This is a genomic window from Lacticaseibacillus absianus (assembly GCF_013407595.1).
GTDB lineage: Bacteria > Bacillota > Bacilli > Lactobacillales > Lactobacillaceae > Lacticaseibacillus > Lacticaseibacillus absianus.
Genome location: NZ_JABEKX010000001.1, coordinates 45,329 through 61,181 on the forward strand (window position 1 = coordinate 45,329; position 15,853 = coordinate 61,181).

General features: G+C 62.2%; 19 protein-coding genes. 7 read left to right on the forward strand and 12 right to left on the reverse strand.

What is annotated here, in order from left to right:
• Window positions 1–12 precede the first annotated feature (12 nt).
• Window positions 13–243, reverse strand: coding sequence for a heavy-metal-associated domain-containing protein (locus tag HII33_RS00205; protein WP_179393787.1), 231 nt, complete (start codon window positions 241–243; stop codon window positions 13–15).
• Between the two features lie 76 nt (window positions 244–319).
• Window positions 320–2,200 carry a heavy metal translocating P-type ATPase gene (locus tag HII33_RS00210; protein WP_179394673.1) on the reverse strand — a complete coding sequence of 627 codons (1,881 nt, stop codon included), beginning with the start codon at window positions 2,198–2,200 and terminating at the stop codon, window positions 320–322.
• 162 nt (window positions 2,201–2,362) lie between these two features.
• Here HII33_RS00210 and HII33_RS00215 point away from each other — a divergent pair, with 162 nt between their 5' ends.
• The 3 genes from HII33_RS00215 to HII33_RS00225 all read left to right on the forward strand — a co-directional run bounded on the left by HII33_RS00215 (window position 2,363) and on the right by HII33_RS00225 (window position 5,741).
• Window positions 2,363–3,529 carry an Mbeg1-like protein gene (locus HII33_RS00215; RefSeq protein WP_179393788.1) on the forward strand — a complete coding sequence of 389 codons (1,167 nt, stop codon included), beginning with the start codon at window positions 2,363–2,365 and terminating at the stop codon, window positions 3,527–3,529.
• Between the two features lie 99 nt (window positions 3,530–3,628).
• A complete protein-coding gene (locus HII33_RS00220; protein WP_179393789.1) occupies window positions 3,629–4,435 on the forward strand; it encodes a Cof-type HAD-IIB family hydrolase in 807 nt (268 codons plus the stop codon).
• Window positions 4,436–4,517: 82 nt separating this feature from the next.
• On the forward strand, window positions 4,518–5,741 hold the full coding sequence (locus tag HII33_RS00225; RefSeq protein ID WP_179393790.1) for an MFS transporter: 1,224 nt from the start codon (window positions 4,518–4,520) through the stop codon (window positions 5,739–5,741).
• A 178-nt stretch (window positions 5,742–5,919) separates the two neighbouring features.
• Here HII33_RS00225 and HII33_RS00230 read toward each other — a convergent pair whose 3' ends face one another.
• The 4 genes from HII33_RS00230 to HII33_RS00245 all read right to left on the reverse strand — a co-directional run bounded on the left by HII33_RS00230 (window position 5,920) and on the right by HII33_RS00245 (window position 8,949).
• A complete protein-coding gene (locus HII33_RS00230; protein WP_179393791.1) occupies window positions 5,920–6,243 on the reverse strand; it encodes a MazG nucleotide pyrophosphohydrolase domain-containing protein in 324 nt (107 codons plus the stop codon).
• Window positions 6,244–6,327: 84 nt separating this feature from the next.
• On the reverse strand, window positions 6,328–7,806 hold the full coding sequence (locus tag HII33_RS00235) for a UDP-N-acetylmuramoyl-L-alanyl-D-glutamate--2,6-diaminopimelate ligase (protein WP_179393792.1): 1,479 nt from the start codon (window positions 7,804–7,806) through the stop codon (window positions 6,328–6,330).
• 65 nt (window positions 7,807–7,871) lie between these two features.
• Complete coding sequence (locus tag HII33_RS00240) at window positions 7,872–8,396, reverse strand: P-loop NTPase family protein (protein WP_179393793.1); 525 nt, start codon at window positions 8,394–8,396, stop codon at window positions 7,872–7,874.
• Between the two features lie 43 nt (window positions 8,397–8,439).
• Window positions 8,440–8,949, reverse strand: coding sequence for a hypothetical protein (locus HII33_RS00245; RefSeq protein ID WP_179393794.1), 510 nt, complete (start codon window positions 8,947–8,949; stop codon window positions 8,440–8,442).
• A gap of 191 nt (window positions 8,950–9,140) precedes the next feature.
• Between HII33_RS00245 and HII33_RS00250 the strand changes: the two genes are divergently transcribed.
• Window positions 9,141–9,860 carry a class I SAM-dependent methyltransferase gene (locus HII33_RS00250; RefSeq protein ID WP_179393795.1) on the forward strand — a complete coding sequence of 240 codons (720 nt, stop codon included), beginning with the start codon at window positions 9,141–9,143 and terminating at the stop codon, window positions 9,858–9,860.
• 136 nt (window positions 9,861–9,996) lie between these two features.
• Here the strand turns inward: HII33_RS00250 and HII33_RS00255 are convergent, their stop codons facing one another.
• Entirely contained in the window at window positions 9,997–10,473 is a 477-nt protein-coding gene (locus HII33_RS00255) for a MarR family transcriptional regulator (RefSeq protein WP_179393796.1), read from the reverse strand.
• A gap of 103 nt (window positions 10,474–10,576) precedes the next feature.
• Here HII33_RS00255 and HII33_RS00260 point away from each other — a divergent pair, with 103 nt between their 5' ends.
• Complete coding sequence (locus HII33_RS00260; RefSeq protein ID WP_179393797.1) at window positions 10,577–11,131, forward strand: NADPH-dependent FMN reductase; 555 nt, start codon at window positions 10,577–10,579, stop codon at window positions 11,129–11,131.
• 4 nt (window positions 11,132–11,135) lie between these two features.
• On the opposite strand, the gene HII33_RS00265 is transcribed toward HII33_RS00260, so the two are convergent.
• A complete protein-coding gene (locus tag HII33_RS00265; RefSeq protein WP_179394674.1) occupies window positions 11,136–11,936 on the reverse strand; it encodes a YitT family protein in 801 nt (266 codons plus the stop codon).
• 168 nt (window positions 11,937–12,104) lie between these two features.
• On the opposite strand from HII33_RS00265, the gene HII33_RS00270 reads away from it, so the two are divergent.
• A complete protein-coding gene (locus tag HII33_RS00270; protein ID WP_179393798.1) occupies window positions 12,105–12,575 on the forward strand; it encodes a Dps family protein in 471 nt (156 codons plus the stop codon).
• Window positions 12,576–13,406: 831 nt separating this feature from the next.
• On the opposite strand, the gene HII33_RS00275 is transcribed toward HII33_RS00270, so the two are convergent.
• Complete coding sequence (locus HII33_RS00275; protein WP_179393799.1) at window positions 13,407–13,937, reverse strand: ClbS/DfsB family four-helix bundle protein; 531 nt, start codon at window positions 13,935–13,937, stop codon at window positions 13,407–13,409.
• A 232-nt stretch (window positions 13,938–14,169) separates the two neighbouring features.
• Between HII33_RS00275 and HII33_RS00280 the strand changes: the two genes are divergently transcribed.
• The gene (locus HII33_RS00280; RefSeq protein WP_179393800.1) at window positions 14,170–14,397 is read left to right on the forward strand and encodes a hypothetical protein; all 228 of its coding nucleotides are present in this window, start codon (window positions 14,170–14,172) and stop codon (window positions 14,395–14,397) included.
• 89 nt (window positions 14,398–14,486) lie between these two features.
• Here the strand turns inward: HII33_RS00280 and rpsR are convergent, their stop codons facing one another.
• From rpsR to rpsF, 3 genes are read right to left on the reverse strand one after another with little or no spacing between them, the layout of a single operon-like run.
• Window positions 14,487–14,723 carry a 30S ribosomal protein S18 gene (rpsR, locus tag HII33_RS00285; protein ID WP_054718320.1) on the reverse strand — a complete coding sequence of 79 codons (237 nt, stop codon included), beginning with the start codon at window positions 14,721–14,723 and terminating at the stop codon, window positions 14,487–14,489.
• Window positions 14,724–14,748: 25 nt separating this feature from the next.
• On the reverse strand, window positions 14,749–15,309 hold the full coding sequence (ssb, locus tag HII33_RS00290) for a single-stranded DNA-binding protein (RefSeq protein WP_179393801.1): 561 nt from the start codon (window positions 15,307–15,309) through the stop codon (window positions 14,749–14,751).
• A 37-nt stretch (window positions 15,310–15,346) separates the two neighbouring features.
• The gene (rpsF, locus tag HII33_RS00295) at window positions 15,347–15,643 is read right to left on the reverse strand and encodes a 30S ribosomal protein S6 (RefSeq protein WP_179393802.1); all 297 of its coding nucleotides are present in this window, start codon (window positions 15,641–15,643) and stop codon (window positions 15,347–15,349) included.
• Window positions 15,644–15,853 lie beyond the last annotated feature (210 nt).

The window sequence follows — 15,853 nt, forward strand, 5'->3', positions numbered from 1 at the left end:
TTGGTTTCCTCCTTACAGTGGCTTGACTTTGATTGACTGGACAGCGTAGCCGAGCTGGGTGACGACCTCGCTCAGCGTGTCCGCAGACACCTGACGGTCATCGAATTCCGCTTTGACCTTGCCGGCGTTGAACAGGACCTTGACCGTCCCGACGCCTGGGGTGTTCTTGACCGCCCCTTCGATCTTGGTCAGGCAAGACGGGCAGGTCAGCTCGTCCAGTTGCATGATGATCTTCTGATTCATAACAATTAGCCTCCTCTTTGATTGACCACTTCAGTGTAATCCCCCGGCGACCAGTGCGACTTGACGCAGATCAAGTTTAGGCCAGGTTTGACCTCCGGCCGCCGTAATCGATCAGGCGCATCGCGTTGAGGATCACGACTAGGATACTGGCCTCGTGGACGAACATCCCGCTGGCCATGTAGATGAACCCGGCGATCAGGCCCAGTAACAGGAACGCGACGACCGCGATGGCGATGATAACGTTCTCGCGGGTGTTCCAGACCGTCTTTTTGGCCAACCGGTAGGCGTGCACCAGTGCGTCAAAACGCGACTGCATCAGCACCACGTCGCTGGTCTCGATCGCGACGTCGGTGCCGGACCCCATCGCGATGCCAATATCAGCAGTCGCCAGCGACGGCGAGTCGTTGATCCCGTCGCCGACGAAGGCCACATGGCGCCCGGCCGCCTGAAACTGCCGCACGTACTCGACCTTCTCGTCCGGCATCAACCCGGCGTGGACCTCGTCCAGCCCCAGGTGCTTGGCGACGTACTCGGCCGTCAGCGGGTTATCGCCCGTCAGCATCACCAGGTGTTTGGCCCCGGCTTGACGCAACGCGGCGAGCGCCGCCTTCGCCTCCGGTCGGATCACATCCGCCACGCCGATCAGCGCCCGCACCGTCCCGGCCACCGCCAGGATGATGATCGAGCTGCCCGTCTGCTGCAGCGCACGCAGATCAGCCTGCTGCGTTGCGCTCAGCGCGACCTGGTGTGCTGCCAGCAGTTTCTCGTTGCCGGCACAGACCGGCTGGCCCGCGATCGTCGCGGTGACGCCTTGACCGCGCAGCGTCTGGTGGTCCACCAGCGCAACGTGGCGGTAGTCCAGCCCGCGGGTCGCGGCGGCTGCCAGGACCGCGCGCCCCAGCGGGTGATCGGACAGCGCTTCAAGCGCCGCCGCCTGCGTCAGCCACTCGTCGGCTGTGCCGCCGTACGTCTTGATGGCGGTCACCGCGGTCTCCCCCTTCGTCAACGTGCCGGTCTTGTCAAACACGAAGGTGTCGACCTTAGCGAAGGCCTCCATCGCCGTACCGCCTTTGACCAAGATCCCACGCTTGGCCCCGTTGCCGATCCCTGCCACGTTCGACACCGGCGCCCCGATCACCAGGGCCCCCGGGCAGCCGAGCACCAGCACCGTGATCGCCAGGCGCAGATCACGACTGAAGGCGAACACCACCAGCGCGATCAGGAGCACCGCCGGCGTGTAGGACTGCGCGAAGCGGTCGATGAACTTCTCCGCGTGGCTCTTGGTGTCCTGCGCGTCTTCGACCAGCTCGACGATCTTGGCGAAGGTCGTGTCATCCCCGACCTTCGTCGCTTGGACCTGCAGCGCGCCGTCGGCCAGCATCGTCCCGGAAAACACCGGGTCCCCGACACGCTTGTGCACCGCCCGCGATTCACCGGTCACCGCCGCCTCATCCGCGTAGCCGTCGCCTTGCACGACGACGCCGTCGACCGGCAGCGCCGCGCCGGTTTTGACCACCACGATGTCGTCTTCCTCAACGTCATCGACGGCCACCGTCTCGGTCGTACCGTCCGCTTGCAGCACGACCGCCGTTGTCGGGGCCATCTCGGTCAGGCTGCGGATCGACGCCCGCGTTTTGGCCAACGTCTTGGCTTCCAGCACGTTCCCGAACAGGAATAAGAAGGTGACGATCGCGCTTTCGTTGTACTCACCGATCGCCAAGGCCCCGATCACCGCGATCGTGACCAGTAGCTCGATCGACACCACCTTCACCCGCAGCGCCTGATAGGCGTGTAGCGCGATCGGCACCCCGGCGATCACGCTGGCAAGCGCCATCGGCACGGCGTACCCCAGCGCGCTGTGCGCGAAGTAGCGGCCGGCGAACCCGACCACGATCAGGCCCGCCGCCGCCGCGGTGATCTGCCCGTTATGCGTCTGTAGCCACTTCTGAACTGTCATCATCTCTCGCTCCCTTTGTTCTGATGACTCCAGTATAGGGGGCAACGCCGCAAGCCAACTTGACGCAGATCAAGTTTGATCAATATTCTGACCAAAAGTTAGTGGTCACGCCTCGGCCATCCCCCCGCGGGATTTATGGCATAATGAAGCTGAGGTGATCTGATGGACAATATGACCCGCTATGCCGCACGCAGCGGCACGCAGCCATTCGACGTACTGGCCCCCACTGTGGTGGACGGCGTGATCTTGGCGCAGCTCGCCTATTTTCCGTTCGAAACGCTCGGCGGGGGGCTGAACCGGCTCGACGCGCTGCAGGACCCGGCCCTGCGCCAGGCGTTGGTCCAGGACACCTGGCGGCCAGCGGCCAACGCGGCCCTGTTGGCGGTGCTGGCGGCACAGCCGCGGTACCGCACCATTCGCTGGCACTCGGCCGTCTCGCAGCTGGATGTGCAGGCCGAGCAACAATTCTCAGCGATCACCTTCTCGCTGCCCACCGGTGTGCACGTGCTGGCCTTCCGTGGCACCCGGGCGGCCTTCGTCGATTGGAAAGAGGACTTCAACCTCGCCTACTTGCAGACGATCCCCTCACAGCGCGCGGCCCTGGCCTACTTCATCGACATCGCCGCGCGCTTCCCCGGTCGCTACGCGCTCGCTGGCCACTCCAAAGGCGGCAACCTCGCGACCTACGCTTACGCCCACGCGCCGGCTGCGCTGCAAGCGCAAGTCGCCGCAGTGGTCAACGCTGACGGCCCGGGCCTTGGGACACCGGTACCGCCCGCCTTGCAGGCGCGCGTGCACAAGCTGGTGCCGCAGTCGAGCGTCATCGGGACACTATTCGACCCCGAGCAAGTCTATCAGGTCGTCGAAAGCACCGCCCACGCGCTCAACCAGCACGACCCCTTCACCTGGCGCGTGGCCGAGCGTGACTTCGTCTACCGCCCCGCCACCGACGCACTGGCCCAATACACCCAGCGGAGCATCGCGGCCTGGGTGGCCGGGCTGGACGACGAGACCAAGCGGGCCGCGCTCGACGCGGCGTACGCCTTGGTCACCCAGGGACACGCGACGACCTTCGCCGACTTGCGGACCGACTGGCCCCAAAGCGCTCGGGCGATCCTGACCGGCCTGCGGCACCAGGACCCGGCCGTCACCGCGCAGTGGCGCCGCGTGCTCAGTCAGCTACTGGCCGCGCTGTGGCAGAGCCTGCCACAGCCGAAGCGCCCGGACTGGCCGACGTTGCCGGCGCAACTGACGGACTGGTCGCCCCCCAGCTGGCCGCCAGATTGGCACCTGCCGCGGCCGTTCACCAAGTCGCCACCGCCGCAATGACCCACCCGGGACGCGGCGGGGCCGGGCGGCGCACTTGCACGACCGCGGCGCGATGGGCGATACTGAACTTGTTCCACGTGAAACACAGGAGGTCTCTGCATGCAACGTTCCCTTGTTCTGAGCGATATCGATGGCACCCTGCTCGACGACCAGCACCAGCTGCCTGCGGCGGTGATCGCCGCAGTGCATGATTATGTCACAGCCGGTGGGCATTTTTGCCTCGCCTCGGCCCGGCCGCCGCGCGGGATGGTGGCGCTCGCCGACCAGCTCGGGGCGAACGGGCCGCTGGTCAGCCTCAACGGCGCCTTGATCGTCACGGCGACCGACGCCGGCTTCACCCCACTGGCCGAGCAACCACTGCCGGTCGGCGCCGCGCAGACGATCGCGGCTTGCAGCCAAACCCTTGCGCAGCCGATCAGCCTGAACCTGTTCGCGGGGCTGGACTGGTGTGCGGCGCCGAGCGCCTGGGTGACACAGGAACAGGCGATCACCGGGTTCGCGCCGACCGCCACCGACCCGGTCGCCTTGCTAGCCAGCGGGCGACCGGTGCACAAGGTCCTCTGCATGGGGGGCCCCGCAGCGATCGACGCGCTGGCCGCGGCGCTGACGGCAGTGCCCGGGCTTGAGGTCACGCTGGCGCGCTCCAAGCCGACGTACCTGGAGATCACCCACCCCGCCGTGTCAAAGCTCGCCGCGTTGCGGTTCCTCGCTGCGCATGACCACCTGCCGATGACGGCGACGATGGCGATGGGCGACGGCGACAACGATATCCCGATGGTGGCCGCGGCCGGCGTGGGCATCGCCTTAGCCAACGGCAGTGCTGGCGTGCGAGCCGCGGCCACACACGTGGTGCCGGCCAACACCGCGGGCGGTGCAGCCGTCGCACTGCGCACTTACGCAATGTGACACGCGGCACGCCCGGCTTAACGTCTTGGCCTTAAAGTGGCATAATAGCTCTTATCGTTCAATTATTAGGAGATGATTCGTCATGGATGACGCCCAACGTGAAAAAGGCCCCTGGAAGCGCAACCTGTACGTGTTGTGGTTCTGTACCTTTGTGGCCGGGATCGCTTTTTCCGAGATCATGCCCTTCCTGTCCCTCTACGTCGGGCAGATGGGCGACTTCACCAAGCAGCAGCTGACCTTCTGGAGCGGGCTGATCTACGCCATCACCTTCCTGGTCACCGCGATCGTCTCACCGATGTGGGGCAGCCTCGCCGACCGCACCGGGCGCAAGGTGATGCTGATCCGGGCCAGCCTCGGCATCGCGGTGTCGATGGCCTTGATGGGCCTGTGCACCAACGTCTGGGCGCTGTTCGCCTGCCGCTTCTTCCAGGGCTTCTTCTCCGGGTACATCCCCAACGCCCAGGCGCTGGTGGCCTCGCAGACGCCGCGGCGCAAAGCCGGGAGCGCGCTGGGCACGCTGGTGACCGGCGGGGTCTCCGGGACGCTGTTCGGCCCGATCGTCGGGGGGATCCTCGCGCAGGTCTTCTCCATCCGCAACACCTTCTTCATCACCGCCGGCCTGCTCGTCGTCGTGTGCCTGATGTCCGCATTCATGGTCGAGGAATCCTTCGTGCCGATCAAGCGCGTCAAAGGGGCGCCGCGCGAGTCGCTGCTCCACAAGGTCGCAGACCCTAAGCTGATCGTGATCCTGCTGGTCTCCACCATGATCGTGCAGACCGGGAACGCCTCGATCTCCCCCATCATCTCCCTATACATCAAGGAGCTGATGCATAACCAAGGCGCCATCACCGTCGTCGCCGGGGTGATCGCGGCACTGCCGGGGATCTCCAACATCCTGGCCGCCCCGCGCCTCGGCCGCTACGGCGACAAGCATGGTTCTGGGCGCGTCCTGATCGGGTGTTACCTCTTCGCCGTGCTCGTCTACTTCCCGCAAGGCATCATCGGGAGCGTCGTCGGCCTCGGGGTCTTGCGGTTGTTCGTCGGCGTGTCCGACGCGGGCCTGTTCCCCACCATCCAGACGCTGCTGACCAAAAACACCCCGCCGGAGACCACCAGCGCGATCTTCTCGTGGAACCAGAGCTTCCAGGCGCTCGGCAACATGTTCGGTGCCTTCCTCGGCGGCGCGCTAGCTGGGATGTTCGACTACAACGTCGTCTTCATCTCCACCGCCTGCCTGCTTTTGATCAACCTGATCTTCCTGCGCCTCAGTGAGCCGCAGTTGCTGCAGCGGACGGATAAGGCCTAACGTAAAGCGACTTTAGCCCAGAATACAAGCGCGGCCCCGTGTCACCCCAAAGCTTGGGGGTGACACGGGGCCGCGCTTGTACGCCATGGGCGTCGCTTGGTGAGTCGTGCTAGTCTGGAATAGTCGTGATGCATTCATGAGCCGTTAATGATGTCTTAGCCCGTTTACGCCGCTCACCTCAAGGTTCGGTGGGCATCGCTTCATCCGGGGCCACCTTGACCCCATTGCGGTACACTCGTTTCTCGTTGATCGCCACCTTCGCCAGCGTGGCCTCACCGAGATCGACATGGCCCATCTCGGCGATCCCGGCCAGGAAGATCGCGACGTCCGCCAACTCCTCGCGGAAGTTCGCTTGATCCCCGTGCAGCCAAGCCCTGAACAGCTCGTTGACCTCGCCGTACAGTTCCAGGAGCTCGAACTGGACGTCGGTCGTATTCCAGCCCTGACGCTTTTTGTTGGCCATGATCTGCCGCTGCAAGGCCTGGGTATCCACTAACGTCATCTTGAACCGCCTCCCTTGTGGCCCGCACGCGCCCGCGTCACCCCTAGTGGCGCGATCCCCGAGCGGCGGCCTGCGGTGCGCGCCCTATTTGCGCGCATAAAAGTCTTCGACGACCTCGACGTCATCGAAGTGGTGCTTGGTGTGGCCGATGATCTGATAATCTTCGTGGCCCTTCCCGGCGATCAGCACGACGTCACCAGCCTTGGCCTGGCTCAGCGCATAGTTGATCGCGGCGCGGCGGTCGGAATCGCGGTGGTACAGGGTCGCGTCGATATCGGCGACCATCTCGTCGAGGATCGCCTCAGGGTCTTCGGTGCGCGGGTTATCCGCGGTGAAGACCGGGTCGGTCGACTTATCGAGCGCGATGTGCGCCATGATCGGCCGCTTCGTGGTCTCGCGGTCCCCGCCACAACCGACGACGCAGAACACGCGCTGCTTGGCAAACGCGTTGATGGTGTCGAGCACGTTGTCGAGGCCATCCGGGGTGTGGGCGTAGTCAACGACGACCGTCACATCAGCCGGGTTCGGCACGACCTGGAAGCGACCGCGCACGCCTGGCACTTTTTCCAGCGCGTCAATGGCGTCTTGCATCGGCACCCCTTGTGCGTAGGCAACGCCAAGCGCAGCCAGCGCGTTGTAGACGTTGAAGTCCCCCATCAAGCGCAAGGTCACAGGGTAGCGCGCGCCGAAGGCATTGAGCGTGAAGGCCGTCCCCCGACTGGTGATGCGCACGTCTTCGGCGTCCAGGCTCCCTTGACCCTGGGTGCCATAGGTGATGACATTGGCCGCGGTGCTTTCGACCAGCCGCGCCCCGTACGGATCATCGATGTTGATGACCGCGGTCTTCGGCTTGCCGTCTGCGTGGTAGGTGTTGCCAAGCTGCTCGAACAGCAGCGCCTTGGCGTCGAAGTACGCCTCGAAGGTCTTGTGGTAATCGAGGTGGTCTTCCGTCAGGTTCGTGAAGACGACGGTGTCAAAATCCACGCCCCAGCTGCGCCCCTGCGCCAGCGCGATCGAAGAGACCTCCATCGCGACGGCGGAATCACCGGCCGCGACCATCGCCGCCAAGTCTTTTTGCGTGTCGAACGCGTCCGGTGTCGTGTTGGTCGCCGGGTACTCCTGCCCGCCGATCTTCGCGTACATCGTGCCGATGATCCCCGTCGAGGCGTGCTGCGTCGCCATGATCGCGGCGATCAAGTGCGTCGTCGTCGTCTTACCGTTCGTGCCCGTCACGCCGTAAACCTTGAGCTGACGGCTCGCGTCACCGAAGAACCGCACGCTCATCTGCGCCAGCGCCTTGTGTGTGTCCGGCACCTGCACGATAAGCGCACCCGTCGCTTGCACCGGCCGCTCGACGATCACGAACTGCGCCCCGGCGTCGATCACTTCCTGCACGTGGTCGTGCCCATCGAAGCGCGCCCCATGGATCGCAACGAAGGTGCAGCCCGGCGTGACCTGGGCGGTGTTGGCGGTCAACGCCGTCACCTCACCCGTCGCCGCCAGCAACTTAGCGTGGTCGGCTTGGCTCGTCATCAACAGTGCGGCGCATTCAGAGATTTTCATCAGAAATAGTTCCTCCACTCATTTGATACTTCTTATTATGCACCGGATCCGGTCAGATTACTCGCCTAAACTGCGTGCCCGGCATGAATTTTGCGCAAAAGCGCACGCTTCTGGCGCGCGGTGCGCACCACGACGACCCGGTGCCCGGCGAGCAGCGGCACGATCTGCGTCTGCGCGCGCCGGTCGTACGCCCACACGTACCGCAAGAACGCCCAGTATTCGCGATCGAGCCGTTCCGTGAACCCCGGGGCCATATCCGGACGGGTCGTGGGATCACGCCGGAACCGCCACGAGCGCCGCAGCACCCGCGCGATCGCCAGCAGGCGCGGACACTGCACCCACACGACCAGATCTGCCTCCGCGAGCCGCAGCGGTAGCGTGCTGCCGTAGTTGCCGTCGATGAGCCAATCCGAGTGCGCCGCCATGAACGCTCGCTGCGCCTGGGCGAACTTCAGCTTGGCGACATGGCTGTAATCCATCGCGTGCCAGATCCGATCCAGCGACAGCAGGGGCCAGCCTGTCGTCGCCCGCAAGCGGCGCGCCAGCGTCGACTTACCCGTACCGGCGTTACCGATCAAGATCACCTTCATATCTGCCTCCTAATATTTATCGTCACGTTAAATATAAATCGGGTCAGCTCGCGTCGATCAGCGCGGCCAGTCGCTCACGTTGTTGCGCCTCCACCTGTACATTACGCCCTTCGGTCAGCAGCCAGACCAGGTCGTGCACGCACGCCGAAGCCGCCGCACTGGCACGGTACGCCGCGGTCGGGCCACTCAGCTGCGGCCGCAGCGTCGTCACGAGCAGCGCGGTCAGCGCCGCCGTCAGGTCGAGCTTCGTCGCGTGCACCTGCAAGAGGATTCGTAGCGGCACGCGGCGCGCCCAGGCGGCGCGTGTCAATGCGACCGGCCAGTCCACTGGTGCCGCATCCAGTGCCGGGGTCAGCTGGCGTAGCGCCACATCGATCTGGCGCTCCAGCCAATCCCCCTTGTCGAGGTAATAGCCATAGAACGTCGGCCGTGTGATGTGCGCCGCCGTACACCACGCCTGCACCGAGAGCTGGTCGAACCCCACCGTCGCGAGCAGGTCATAGCCTGTGGCATCGATCGCCGCCAACGTCTTCAGTGTGCGCTTATCTGTCATTGTGTGACCCTCCTGGATGTGATGCCTCTATGGTACCACACAATAATTACAACGCGTTAAATAAAATCCGATCACTGACCAAGTCAGACGGTGCCGTCTATCGGCCATCGCCGGATGTGCACCAGCGGTAAGCACCCACCGCGCGAACGTGCTACACTGTAGGCGCAAGTTCAATCAACGGAGGTCAACTCATGTCGAACACTTACGATGATCCGTCCTTCTTCACGGCCTATGCCCAGATGCCGCGCAGCCAGCACGGGCTGGACGCCGCCGGTGAGTGGCCGGACTTCCAGGCACTCCTGCCACCGCTAGCCGGCCAACGCGTGCTGGATCTCGGCTGCGGCTACGGCTGGCACTGCCAATACGCCGCCGCACAGGGCGCACAGTCGGTGCTGGGCGTCGACAGCTCGACGCGCATGCTGGCAGAGGCGCGCGCCCACCACAGTGCACCTGGCATCACCTACGAAGCAGGCGACCTGACGACGTTCACCCGCCCCGCCGGCAGCTTCGACGTGATCATCAGCTCGCTAGCCCTGCATTACATCACTGACCTCGCTGATCTGATGCGGCGTATTGCCGCGATGTTGGCACCGGGTGGCGTGATGCTAGTCACCCTCGAACACCCGCTGTTCACGGCGGAAGGGCGCGAACAGTGGGTGACGACCACCACCGGTGAGCGGGTGTGGCCGGTGGATCGGTATTTTGACGAAGGTGCCCGCGCGACCCAGTTCCTCGACCACACCGTCACGAAGTATCACCACACCCTGAGCACGCTACTGACTGACGTACTGGCCGCCGGGCTGACCTTGACCGCCGTAGCGGAACCACGCGGCACCGCCGCCGACATTGCGCAGCACGCGGACTGGACACGGGCGCCGATGATGCTGATCGTGCGCGGGGAAAAACGCTGACGGCGCACAGACATCCTTCGATCGAATACAACATCAGGCGTAACATTCTGGCGTCACCATGTTTCACGTGAAACCGCCCACGCCAACCAGGCGCGACGGCCCTTGGGGGTCCCGTCGCGCCTGGTTTCTTGGTCGTCTACTCACGCTCACGTGGGGCCTTCAGCGCGACGATCTCATCGACGAACTGCTTGAACCGTGCAAGTTCGGTCGGGGTATAGTGCGCAGCGACCGCTTCGGCCTGCTGGCGCAGGGCGTGATCCAGGGCCTGCTTAGCCGCGGCGACCTCTGCCCCCAGCGGCGTCAGTGTCAACTGCCACTCCTTGTGGTTGTTCGGGATCCGGTCGCGGGTGAGCAAGCCTAGCTTGCGTAGCCGTTCCACTGCCCGGCTCGCGGTGGGCTGCGAGGTATTGACCGCCGAATGCAGCGCTTTTTGCGGGTAAGGCTGGGCGGCGGCGACCGTCGCAACGATCAGCACGTCGCGCGTCGACAGCTGGCCGGCCAGCGCCTGCAAGGCTGGCGACGCCGTCTCAGCGAACACCCGCTGCTTTTCGGCGTCATCGTTATCATCCAGCGCCAGTAGCTGGTTGATCGAGCGTAGGAGTTCGTCTATCACAGGGCCACTTCCATTCACGTGAATTAATAGTTGACTTGACGTTGGCGCCTCCCTATACTAGCAAATGTATTCAGATGAATCAATAATGTTGGGAGGTCTTCTCATGTCTATCACCACTCACAAGCCCGTCATCGGGGTCATCATGGGGAGCAATCGCACCGCGCGCATCGGCGGTGCAGTCGCCAACTGGGCACTGGACGCCCTGCAACGCGACGATTACACGCTCCGCCTGATCGTTCTTGCCGAACTCGCCCTGCCCTTCCTTGATGAGCCCGACATCCTGGCCCATGGTCACTACCAGAACGCCAGCACCCAGCGTTTTGCCACGCTCATCGCCGGCTGCGATGGCTTCGTGCTCGTGTTTCCCCAGTACAACTGGGGCTACCCCGCGGTCTTGAAGAACGCCCTGGACACTGTGTACGCCGAATGGGCCGACAAACCCGTCGGCACCATCATCTATGGCAACCACGATATCCAGGCCGACATCGCGATCCGCCTGGTCCTGGCCGGGCTCAACATGCGCCAGCTCGCCACTAACGTTGGGCTGCGCCTGCGCCCGACGACGACCGCCGCCACGGTCGCCCAGGATTTTCGGCCTTTTTACCCGCTCGTTGAAGCGATGGGCACCGAGCTCGCCTTGCGCCTGACCCACGCCTGAACGGTCACAACAACTGCTTCATCTGCACCCCGCGTACGCTGCGGACCTGATCGGCGACGATCAAGGCGGCCGGGTCGAGGCGTTCGATGATCGGGATCACTGCGGTCCACTCCCGCGCCGTGCAGACGAAGTAGACCACGTCTTGCGCCGCGCCGCTGTGGTAGCCGGTCGCCTTAAGCAGCGTGACGCCGTGGCCGAGCTGCGCGGACAAGGCCGCGGCGATCGCCTGGTGCTCTGGCGAGATCACCATCAGTGAATGCATCGCGCCGAAGCGGTCGAGGTACTGGTTCAGCACGACAGCGGAGACGTAGAGCTCCAGCACCGTCAGCAACATGTTCTGGAAGCCGATGACGGCGACAGACGGGAGCGCGACGCAGAGGTCGAAGGCCAGCGTCGCCGTGCCGTTTTTGACCCCGAAGTACTTATTGACGATCTTAGCCAAAATGGTACTGCCGGCAATGGTCCCGTTCGCGCGCAGGATCACGCCCATCGCAACGCCCATCAGCACCCCGCCGAACACCGCCGCGATGACGGTCTGCTGCGTGTGGTACGCCGCCCACACCGGCACACGCAGGAACACCGAGATCCAGGCGATCGCCCAGAGCGAGTACACGACCGTGCGCTTGTCTAAGAAGCGAAACCCGACCCCCATCAGCAGGCCATTGAGCACCAGGTTCGTCAGCGCCGGTGGGATGCTCAGCGCGTAGTACCCGATGGTCGTCAGCCCCGTCACCCCGCCTTCGCCGATGCGATTGGGGATCAGAAAATAATTGATCGCGACCGCGTAGAGCGCCGCCCCCAGCATGATCTGCACGCCATTTTTCACTGTCTGTCTGATCAGTCTCTCCTCCTCTTGTCCTCCTGCTATTGTAGGCCAGGCGTGGCGGAAAAACGAGGCGTATTCTTGGCGAGCGCCCCCCTTCTTCTGCTATGCTGGGCATGTATCACCATCACTCAAAGGAGGACAATTGCGATGCATCTGACCCAAACTAAAGAAACCTTGAACCAACTGGTCGCAGACCTGAGCCAACTCTCGGTGGTCGTCCACCAGACGCACTGGTACATGCGGGGCCCTGAGTTCCTGCACCTTCACCCACTGATGGATAAGTTCATGGACGAACTCAACGACCAGCTCGATGTGGTCTCCGAGCGCCTGATCACCCTCGACGGTGCCCCGTACTCCACGCTCCGCGAGTTCGCCGACCACACCGGCATCGAAGACGCCCCAGGCAGCTGGGACCAATCGACCCCGGAACGCCTTGAGACCCTGGTCCGAGACTACCGCTACCTCGCCGGCGTCTACCAGCACGGGATCGAAGTCTCCGGTGCGGAAGGTGATGATTCCACCCAAGACATCTTCATCGGGTTTAAGACCGCGATCGAAAAGAAAATCTGGATGATGCAGGCCCACCTGGGCAAGGCCCCAGAGATCGATCCCGAATAGGTTCAGGGCAGCACAAAGGGCCCCGCATACATGCACACACCGATCTGACCGGTCGCCGTTCTGCATGTAGCAGACCGCGCCACCCTGACATCAGAACCCAAGAGCGTCTACGCTTCCTCGTGTTGTCCTAGGACAACACGGCGCGCGTAGGCCTTTTTTGATTGCAAGTGCGCGTCTAGCACGTGGTCTAGGTCAATGTCCGCATCCAATACTGCACTTGCCCGAACGCAAAACACTCAGTTGAGTTAGGGGCGGATTAGTTTAAATTTAGCTTAACTCGCCACCTAATACCGTTGTTCTTAATATATCTTGCTAATAACCCGTATAGTGTCGCGACCCTAAAAAAAATAAGTGTTTACAGCGTTCCTTGAATTGGTATACCTTACTATCTGCTCCGGCGACCGACCTTGAAGCAGGTCTATATCGCCTATTACCGAATGCTCCGGCCCTATTTTTTTCCGTTTCTGATCACCAAACTGCTTGCCTTGGTAATTTGGCCACACGTCATGGCTTGGCTCTGGATCGGGCTCTCTGCGTTGATCTGGCTGACGTTGGTCCTCGCTCGCACGCACCCGCGACACCCCATGCCCAGCGGGCTCACACTGTTGGTCCTGATCGCCATGCGGGTGCTCGCCCACCTTTATTTTTAGGCGTCGCCTGAGCGCCTAGGAGGCGTCCTTAGCGTCCGCTACCTTGCGTGGCCCGAGCAACTTTCGGTGACATCCCGATCCGTTGCGCTAGTGATACACCCAAAACGAGCGGACACGACCGCGCTGGCCCTCGCCAGCGTCACCCGTGTCCGCTCATTTTAAATTTTGCGTGTCAGTCGTCTTATGCGTGTGTCAACGGCGTGTCCGCACGGTGCTGCTGCTTATAGCGGCGCAGGACCTTGATCGCCCACGCGTAGTGCTGCGCGGTGACCATGCCAGCGTACTCGCCGAGCACCATCGGGCCAGTCCACGAGTAGAAGCGCTGCCGAAACAACTGCTCGTTAGTCAACCCTTCGAACTGCGTCATCGCTGCTTCGTACCCGCCGTCAAACGCGCGCTGCGCGTCGGCCAGGCTGGTCGTCTGGTTTTGTCGCCAGACCTTACGGCTCAGGTGGCCGGCCGTTGCCCAAGTGTACGGTTCAGGCATAAAGCGCGCCGGCGTCCCCGCCAGATTCGCGGTGCTCCAGTCGAGGTACATCTTCTGCCACGCGGCCAGCTGCACGAGCACATCGCGCACGTTGTGGTCACGCCCCTTGAACGCGAACCGGCCCGTCTGTGCGGTGGGACCGAGACTGGCGATCAAGGCCATCAGTCGGTCGTGGTGTTGGTAACTGCTGAGGATCAGTTCTTGTCGTGATTGCGGTTTTGCCATGAGATCATCTCCTCTCAGGGATTTGACTTTAAGCTCACCTTAATAACGTCTCCACCGCTATCATGGTCCATCTGCTCGGTTGTTGCAAGCCCCTCACGGTCCGAATACCACAATCGTTAGGTCGACTTGACTCCGCCGTGCTCGCTAAGCCCGACGCGCGCCTTGGAGACACTTTGCTTTACAGGGGCGCGCGTCGCGTATACAATGCTGGCAACGAGGGGAGGGGATCCACATGAAGCGTGATCGAGCCGACTTATATCGCAAGGTCGTCACCGGCGTTGTGGCTTTCGTAGTTGGTGGTCTATGGTATCTGATTTGGACACGGTTCCAGTTCATGAGTTCTGACCTTTTCTGGGTCAGTTGGCTAGTGCTGATGATGACGATCAATTACTTTCCACACGTCGCTCGATTGGCCCAAAAAGTGTCCCGACAACTGATGGCGTGGCGCCAGAACCGTTGATCGGCTTCACGCCAGGGCCGATCCACTCGGTGCGCATGCGCACAAAAAAAGCGCCGCCCCACATGACTGTGAGACGGCGCTGATCGCGATTAGTCTTCCGCAACGAACGGAAGCAGGCCCATGATGCGGGACCGCTTGATCGCAACGGTCAGCTTACGCTGGTTCTTGGCGCTGGTGCCGGTCACCCGACGAGGCAAGATCTTGCCACGCTCGGAAACGAAACGCTCCAGCAGGTTGGTGTCTTTGTAGTCGATATATTCGATATGGTTAGCGGCGATGAAGTCTACCTTACGGCGACGACGGCCACCACGACGTTGTTGTGCCATTGATGTCACTCCTTTTCACTGATTTCTAGAACGGCAGATCATCATCGGAGATGTCGATCGACTTGCCACTATCGGCAAATGGATCCTGACTCGCAAAGTTGTCGTTGCCGGCTGGCGTGGACGGCTTGCTGGTCGGTGTCGATGATGGGGCGGGGTTACTGCCGAAACTTGGCGCCGGCTGTGTCGGCTGGCCGCCAAAGTTCTGATTGTAGCCGTTGGATTGATCCCCTGGCTGCGCTGGCTCGGACGGACGCGCTTGCGTCGTTGCCCGGGATTCCAGCAGCGCAAAGTTCTCAACGACGACTTCGGTGACATAGACACGCTGGCCTTGATTGTTCTCGTAGTTACGAGTCTGAATGTGGCCTTCGACCCCGATCAGTGATCCCTTACGCGTGAAGTTGCTGAGATTCTCAGCACTCTTACGCCAGATCACGCAGTTGATGAAGTCGGTCTCACGCTGACCCTGTTGGTTCGTGAACTGGCGGTCGACCGCCAGCGTGAACGACCCAACCGCGGTCCCGCCCTGCGTATAGCGCAGTTCGATATCGCGAGTCAGACGACCCGTCAAAGAAACGTTGTTGATCATTCCTTCAGCTCCCCTTCGTTATAGTTTGGACTATGAATTAGTCTTCGCGCTTAACGATCATCTGACGAAGAATGTCGCCAGAGATCTTAGCCAAACGATCGAATTCATCGATCGCAGCAGAGTCTTCCGCAGTCGCGTTCACGATGTGGTAGATCCCTTCGCTGTACTTCTTGATCTCATAGGCAAACTTACGCTTTTGCCAATCCTTGGAATCAATGATGGTTGCACCATTTTCCTTCAGAATATTGTCAAAACGTTCAACCAGTTGTGCCTTCGCTTCTTCATCCATATCAGGACGGATGATGTAAGTGATCTCATACTTAGTTTCAGCCATTTGACGTTTCACCTCCTTGTGGACTTTGGCCCCTAATTCCTAGGAGCAAGGAGTAAGCCGGCCAGAAAGGCACATGCTCACAAGCTAATAGTCTACCATAATGCCACCTAAAAAACAAAGCCTTCTCACCGTGACACCTTAACATTACGCCAACGCAAGGCTTTCCCCGTGGCGGGGCCCAAACTTTTTTGGCAGCGCAAGCAATGGGCG

What these genes read in the sequence shown, in the direction of transcription:
- HII33_RS00235 (WP_179393792.1), bottom strand. Translation starts at nt 7,806, where the DNA reads ATGAAAATCTCTGAATGCGCCGCACTGTTGATGACGAGCCAAGCCGAC.
- HII33_RS00240 (WP_179393793.1), bottom strand. Translation starts at nt 8,396, where the DNA reads ATGAAGGTGATCTTGATCGGTAACGCCGGTACGGGTAAGTCGACGCTG.
- HII33_RS00270 (WP_179393798.1), top strand. Translation starts at nt 12,105, where the DNA reads ATGCATCTGACCCAAACTAAAGAAACCTTGAACCAACTGGTCGCAGAC.
- HII33_RS00280 (WP_179393800.1), top strand. Translation starts at nt 14,170, where the DNA reads ATGAAGCGTGATCGAGCCGACTTATATCGCAAGGTCGTCACCGGCGTT.
- ssb (WP_179393801.1), bottom strand. Translation starts at nt 15,309, where the DNA reads ATGATCAACAACGTTTCTTTGACGGGTCGTCTGACTCGCGATATCGAA.
- HII33_RS00245 (WP_179393794.1), bottom strand. Translation starts at nt 8,949, where the DNA reads ATGACAGATAAGCGCACACTGAAGACGTTGGCGGCGATCGATGCCACA.
- HII33_RS00225 (WP_179393790.1), top strand. Translation starts at nt 4,518, where the DNA reads ATGGATGACGCCCAACGTGAAAAAGGCCCCTGGAAGCGCAACCTGTAC.
- rpsF (WP_179393802.1), bottom strand. Translation starts at nt 15,643, where the DNA reads ATGGCTGAAACTAAGTATGAGATCACTTACATCATCCGTCCTGATATG.
- HII33_RS00205 (WP_179393787.1), bottom strand. Translation starts at nt 243, where the DNA reads ATGAATCAGAAGATCATCATGCAACTGGACGAGCTGACCTGCCCGTCT.
- HII33_RS00230 (WP_179393791.1), bottom strand. Translation starts at nt 6,243, where the DNA reads ATGACGTTAGTGGATACCCAGGCCTTGCAGCGGCAGATCATGGCCAAC.
- HII33_RS00220 (WP_179393789.1), top strand. Translation starts at nt 3,629, where the DNA reads ATGCAACGTTCCCTTGTTCTGAGCGATATCGATGGCACCCTGCTCGAC.
- rpsR (WP_054718320.1), bottom strand. Translation starts at nt 14,723, where the DNA reads ATGGCACAACAACGTCGTGGTGGCCGTCGTCGCCGTAAGGTAGACTTC.
- HII33_RS00250 (WP_179393795.1), top strand. Translation starts at nt 9,141, where the DNA reads ATGTCGAACACTTACGATGATCCGTCCTTCTTCACGGCCTATGCCCAG.
- HII33_RS00260 (WP_179393797.1), top strand. Translation starts at nt 10,577, where the DNA reads ATGTCTATCACCACTCACAAGCCCGTCATCGGGGTCATCATGGGGAGC.
- HII33_RS00275 (WP_179393799.1), bottom strand. Translation starts at nt 13,937, where the DNA reads ATGGCAAAACCGCAATCACGACAAGAACTGATCCTCAGCAGTTACCAA.
- HII33_RS00215 (WP_179393788.1), top strand. Translation starts at nt 2,363, where the DNA reads ATGGACAATATGACCCGCTATGCCGCACGCAGCGGCACGCAGCCATTC.
- HII33_RS00265 (WP_179394674.1), bottom strand. Translation starts at nt 11,936, where the DNA reads ATGCTGGGGGCGGCGCTCTACGCGGTCGCGATCAATTATTTTCTGATC.
- HII33_RS00210 (WP_179394673.1), bottom strand. Translation starts at nt 2,200, where the DNA reads ATGACAGTTCAGAAGTGGCTACAGACGCATAACGGGCAGATCACCGCG.